The 4,516-nt window shown below is 75.1% G+C and carries 4 protein-coding genes; 3 read left to right on the top strand and 1 reads right to left on the bottom strand.

Annotated features, from left to right (window positions below; genetic code table 11):
- Window positions 1-680: pseudouridine-5'-phosphate glycosidase (locus VGR37_16840; GenBank protein ID HEV2149076.1), on the bottom strand; the 680-nt coding region annotated here is incomplete at its 3' end.
- A gap of 286 nt (window positions 681-966) precedes the next feature.
- On the opposite strand from VGR37_16840, the gene VGR37_16845 reads away from it, so the two are divergent.
- From VGR37_16845 to VGR37_16855, 3 genes are all read left to right on the top strand, one after another.
- Entirely contained in the window at window positions 967-2,421 is a 1,455-nt protein-coding gene (locus VGR37_16845) for a pyridoxal-dependent decarboxylase (protein HEV2149077.1), read from the top strand.
- A gap of 97 nt (window positions 2,422-2,518) precedes the next feature.
- Window positions 2,519-4,219 (top strand): methyl-accepting chemotaxis protein, encoded by a 1,701-nt coding sequence (locus tag VGR37_16850; protein HEV2149078.1) that lies wholly within the window; start codon window positions 2,519-2,521, stop codon window positions 4,217-4,219.
- 99 nt (window positions 4,220-4,318) lie between these two features.
- Window positions 4,319-4,516, top strand: a 198-nt coding sequence (locus tag VGR37_16855) for a hypothetical protein (protein HEV2149079.1), incomplete at its 3' end; no start/stop codon positions are given.

Below are 4,516 nucleotides of genomic sequence, written 5' to 3' on the forward strand. Positions count from 1 at the left end.
GCCGGGGGCGGTACGCAGAGCAGGAGCGCGCCGGGGAGCCGCAGTTCCCGGTGCGCGCGCCAGAGCGCCGCCACCTCGTCCGCGCCGTCCGCGCGCACGTCCACCGGGAGGCCGCTCGCGGCGGAGTAGAAGGCCGGGAACTCGTCCGTCCGCCACCCCACCACCAGCACCCCCGCGGTCTCCAGCGCCTCGCGCGTGCCGGGGAGGTCCAGGATCGCCTTGGCGCCGGCGCACACCACCACCATGGGCGTGCGCCCCAGCTCCGTCAGGTCCGCGGACACGTCGCGAGCCTCCCCCCGGTGCACCCCGCCGATCCCGCCCGTCGCGAACACCGGCACCCCCGCCGCCCGCGCCAGCCATATCGTGGCCGCCACAGTGGTGGCCCCGTCCGCGCCGCGCGCCACGGCCACCGGCAGGTCGCGCGTGGAGAGCTTGAGCACACCCTCGGCGGTCGCCATGCGCTCCACCTCGTACGCCGAGAGCCCCACCCGGGGCACCCCCGCGACGACACCCACCGTGGCCGGCGTGGCGCCGCCGGCCCGGACCTCCTCCTCCAGCGCGAGCCCCACCTCCAGGTTGCGCGGCCGGGGAAGGCCGTGGGCCAGCACGGTGGACTCCAGCGCCACCACGGCGCGGCCGGCGTCAAGGGCGGAGCGGACGTCGGGCGAGACTCGGATCATCGGGAGCGCGGTTCGGGTGCGGCGGCGCGGGTGCGGGGGTAAGTTAGGGGACGGAGTGCGGAAGTGCGAAGTGCGGAGTGCGATGCTCCCGGCCGCCGCCGTTCCCGCTGTTCCCTTCAAAGCTTCTGCGGAGGGAGACTCGCCGGAAGTTTGGCGAGGCTCCCGGAGCCGGAGCGGAGACACCGGGGCCGTTTCCGGTGGCTCCGCGACCCGTGGAGGAGACGGGCCGCCGTTTGGCCCGGCTCCGGAGCGGCCCCACATCTCGAACCGACCCGACACCCGGTACATGAGCGACACCCGAAACACCGCCAGCAGCTTCGGCGACATGGACCCGGAGGAGTTCCGCCGCCACGCGCACGGCGTGGTGGACTGGATCGCCGACTACTTCCGCGACGTGGAGAAGTACCCGGTGCTCGCGCAGGTCTCGCCCGGCGAGACCGCGGCGAAGCTGCCGGTGGAGGCGCCCGAGCGCCCGGAGCCGATGTCGGAGATCCTGCGGGACTTCGACCGGACCGTCATGCCCGGGATCACGCACTGGAACCACCCGGACTTCTTCGCCTACTTCGCCATCACCGGCTCCGCTCCCGGCGTCCTGGGCGAGATGCTGGCCGCGGCGCTGAACGTCAACGCCATGGTGTGGCGCACCGGCCCCTCGCCCACGGAGCTGGAGGAGCGCTCGCTCGACTGGCTCCGGCAGATGATGGGGCTCCCGGCGGAGTTCCGGGGGCACATCCAGGACACCGCCTCCATCTCCTCCCTCACCGCCATCGCCACGGCGCGCGAGGAGGCCGGGTTGCGCATCCGCGAGGAGGGGATGAGCGGGCGCGACCTCCCCCGGCTCCGGCTCTACTGCTCGGAGGAGGCGCACTCCTCGATCGAGAAGGCGGGCGTCACGCTCGGGATCGGCCGCACCGGGACGCGCCGCATCCCCACCGACGACGAGTTCCGCATGGACCCGGCCGCGCTGGAGGCCGCCGTCGCGGAGGACGTCGCGGCGGGGTGGCGGCCGTTCTGCGTGGTGGCGACGGTGGGGACCACCTCCACCACCAGCGTCGACCCCGTCCCCGCCATCGCGGACGTGGCGGAGCGGCACGGGCTCTGGCTGCACGTGGACGCCGCCTACGCCGGGGCCGCGGCGGTCGCGGAGGAGATGCGCTGGATCCTGGACGGGTGCGGGCGCGCCGACTCGCTGGTGGTGAACCCGCACAAGTGGCTCTTCGTCCCGGTGGACTGCTCCGCGCTCTTCGTGCGGCGCCCCGAGCGGGTGGCGCACGCCTTCTCCATCCTCCCGGAGTACCTCGTCACCCCCGAGGGCGGCGCCGCCGTCAACCTGATGGACTACGGACCCGCGCTGGGGCGCCGCTTCCGCGCGCTCAAGCTGTGGATGACGCTGCGGTACTTCGGGCGGGAGGGGATCGCCGCACGGATCCGGGAGCACTGCCGCCTGGCCCGGGAGTTCGCCGCCCGGGTGGACGAGTCGCCGGAGTGGGAGCGGCTCGCGCCCGTCCCCTTCAGCACGGTCGTCTTCCGCTTCCGCCCGCCCGGCGCGGCGGAGGCGGAGGTGGACCAGTACAACGAGCGCATCCTGGAGCGGGTGAACGCCACCGGGGAGGCGTTCCTGTCGCACACGCGCGTCCGCGGCCGCTACGCGCTGCGGCTCGCCGTCGGGAACCTCCGCACCACCGGGGAGCACGTGGCGCGGGCCTGGCGGCTTCTGCGCGAGGCGTCCGCAAACGTGTGATCATGCGCCGACACCGGGTTGACCGGTGCCGGCGCCCCCGGCATCTTCCGGCACCCCCGCACATCCGGTCCGCGGTCCCCCCACCCTCCGTTCCTCCGTGCACGCTGCCCCCCGGGACTACCAGGAGCTCTTCGCGCGCGAGCGCCTCCTCGTCATGGAGGCGCGCCACCGCCAGGCCATCTCCAAGCGCTGGTGGATCGCCCTCCTCTCCGTGGCGCTGTCGCTCGCGGGGACGTGGACGGACGCGCTCTCGATCCCCTACACCCTGGCCTTCGCCCTCGCCGCCGTGGACCTGTCGGCCAACGCGGCCGTCCTCTGGCTGCTCCGCAGCGGCCGCTTCGCCCCCTGGCAGTTCTGGGGGATCATCACGGTGGACACGGTGATCCTCGGCGGCGTGGTCGTGGGGCTGGGGCGCGAGGGGTACCTGGTGCTCCCGGTGCTGATCTTCGCCATCGGCGGATACGCTCTGGGGATGCCGCGCGCCGCGCGGGCGGAGATGGCGCTCGCAGCGGTCGTCTACCCGGTGGCCCGCGCCTGGGGGCTCTCCGCCGACGGCGTGCAGGGCGCCACCGCGCTGATCGTGGTGGAGTGGCTCTTCCTGGTGGGGACCGGGTGGCTCTCCACCATCGGGCCGGTGGCCTACACCCGCCGGCTCCGCCGCGTGCGCGCCGCCATGGCGCGCATGGAGGAGGGGGACTTCACCGCGCAGCTCCCCAGCCGCACGCTGGACGACATCGGCTTCCTGTCGGTGAGCGCCAACAGCATGTCGCGGCGGGTGGGCGGGATGGTGCGGGAGATCCAGGGGCAGGCCGGGTCGCTCGCCTCGCTGGCGTCCGAGACCGCCGCCACGGCGCAGGAGGTGCTCGCATCCGCCGGGTTCATCGGGGGCGCCACCGGCCACGTGGCCGAGGAGAGCCGGCAGCAGCTCGCCCTGGTGGGCCGGGGGACCGCCGCGGCGGAGGAGGTGGCGGCGGGGAGCCGGGCGCTCAGCCGGAGCGCCTCGGATTCCGCGGAAGACGCCCGCCGGCTGGCGGTGCAGGCGAGCGAGCAGGCCGGGCGGGCCGGGCGGGCGGCCTCGCTCCTGGTGGAGATGGAGGCCGACTTCCGGCGCTCCGCGGAGGCGACGCGCGCGCTCGAGGCCGCGGGCCAGCAGGTGAGCGGCTTCGTGACGGCCATCCAGGAGATCGCCCGGCAGACCAACCTGCTGGCGCTGAACGCGGCCATCGAGGCCGCACGCGCCGGAGACCAGGGGCGCGGCTTCGCCGTGGTGGCGGACGAGGTGCGCAAGCTGGCGACGCAGGCGGACGGCTCGGCGGCCGAGGTGGACCGGGCCGTGGCGGAGATCCACGCCGCCATCCGTGAGGTGCGGGAGCGGATCGGGACCGGGACGGAGCGGCTGGGGGACGTCGGCGACGTGGCCGAGGGGGGGCGCGAGGCGCTCTCCTCCATCGTGGCCGGGCTGGGGACGACCACCGGGCGGGTGGAGCGGATCGACGCCGACCTGAAGCGGCACGCCGCGGCGATGGACGCGCTGCGTCGCGACATGCTCCGCATCCAGGAGATCGCCGCGGCGTCCGAGGCCCGCGCGGGCGACACCGCCTCCGCCACGCAGCAGCAGGCCGCCTCCATGGAGCAGCTCAGCGGGGCCAGCGAGCGGCTGGCCCACACCGCGGCGGCGCTCCAGGCGCTCGCGGGGCGCTTCCGCGTGGAAGACGGGGCGGAAGCGCCCCCCGCCGGACCGCCCGCCGCCCGATCTTCGTCCGTACGCGCCCGGCGGGGTGCCGTGGTGGCGGGGTAGCGCTCAAGGTCCCGCCTCCCCCGGCCGAAACCATTGCATGGGTCCGGAGGTATCTCTACCGGGCCGCCGCCGGTCCCGCCTCCCTCCACCTCCCTTCCCATGCCGCGCAGACCGCACCTGAGCTCCCCGCAGGGTCCCGACCGGGGCTGGCGCATCCCGCCGCTCCCCGGCCACGCGGCACACGCCTTCGCCGGGGCCGCGATCCTGGAAGAAATCGACGGCCCCACCGGGTTCGTCCTCTGGCAGTCGCTCCGGGACGTGCACCTGTGGGCGTCCACCCCGCCCGCGGAGCGGGCA

Source organism: Longimicrobiaceae bacterium, assembly GCA_035936415.1.
Classification (GTDB): domain Bacteria; phylum Gemmatimonadota; class Gemmatimonadetes; order Longimicrobiales; family Longimicrobiaceae; genus JAFAYN01.